At 43.7% G+C, this 1,112-nt stretch carries 2 protein-coding genes and 1 pseudogene; all 3 read right to left on the reverse strand.

Annotated features, from left to right (window positions below):
* Window positions 1–258 (reverse strand): annotated as a pseudogene (locus A3762_RS23010) (flagellar basal body M-ring protein FliF); the annotation flags it as partial.
* A gap of 34 nt (window positions 259–292) precedes the next feature.
* Window positions 293–667, reverse strand: coding sequence for a flagellar hook-basal body complex protein FliE (gene fliE / locus A3762_RS23015; RefSeq protein ID WP_068757827.1), 375 nt, complete (start codon window positions 665–667; stop codon window positions 293–295).
* Window positions 668–876: 209 nt separating this feature from the next.
* On the reverse strand, window positions 877–1,112 hold a 236-nt coding region (locus tag A3762_RS23020; protein WP_197469518.1), incomplete at its 5' end, for a helix-turn-helix domain-containing protein.

Below are 1,112 nucleotides of genomic sequence, written 5' to 3' on the forward strand. Positions count from 1 at the left end.
TAAATTTAGTACCCGCGTCACTTCTTCCATATCTTGCGCTGCGATGTTTTGCATGGCGGGTTGGTAATTTGGCTCTTGTAACCAGAGGACTAACGCAAGACCTAGTGCAACACTGCCCGCCAAACCAATCATCAAACCAATTTGACGAAACAAACCTAGACGATTAACACCTGTCATTAGGTCGCTTTGTGCTGGATCAGCTAGCATATCAGTAGATCCTGAACCTACTGTCGTTGCTGGTACGCTTGCTTCGCTCATATTTGCTGCCATGATATTGCTCTAATCCTACCTATTAAACCGGCATCTTCATGATATCTTCGTACGCTTTCACTACTTTGTTGCGTACCTGTGTGACAGCCTCAAACGCGACTGAAGCTTTCTGAGACTGGATCATTACCTGAGTGATGCTGACGTTTGGATCGCCTTGAGAATAAGCTGTTTGTAATGCGCTAGATTTCTGTTGTGCGTCATTCACCGAGTTGACAGCGTTAGATAACAAATCACTAAACTTCGGGATCTCATCAACCTTGTTAGTCGGGTTGATTTGAGTTGGAGAGACTTCTGGCTTTAACTGCTCTGCAGGTTGAATCTGCGCGCGGATGTTACGCATCTCTGCCAATACTTTTGAGATATCGGCTCGGCCAGTGACTGAATTGATTCCTGACATAAGCGCTCCCCTCTAGTTGAATGTCAATTTTTCGTTGTAAACAGTAATAGTTAGTGACAACTGCACAAATCAGGCCAAAACAATTACTGACTATTGAACATTTCTAGCGGGCAAAAAAATGGGGCCTAAATAGGCCCCGAATCAGCAGATTGACAAACTAAATTACTACTTAGCGATAGTGTTCGGTATCAAAAATCTGACACTTTTTTCTATGCTGCTAACTCTGAAGCAATGTCGATGCCAAGTTCGCGCATTTGCGCTAATTTATAACGCAAGGTTCTCGGACTGATGCCTAGTTTCTCGGCGGTTTGCTTCTTCTTACCCCCTTCATCCTTGAGAGTATCGATAATAATTTGATATTCACGAAGTTTTAAATCTTTGCCTAGAGCACTGCTGTCGATATCCACGTTCAAGCTTTGTGGCGACGTTTGCTCCACTGTATTCT

This window comes from Oleiphilus sp. HI0125 (assembly GCF_001635355.1).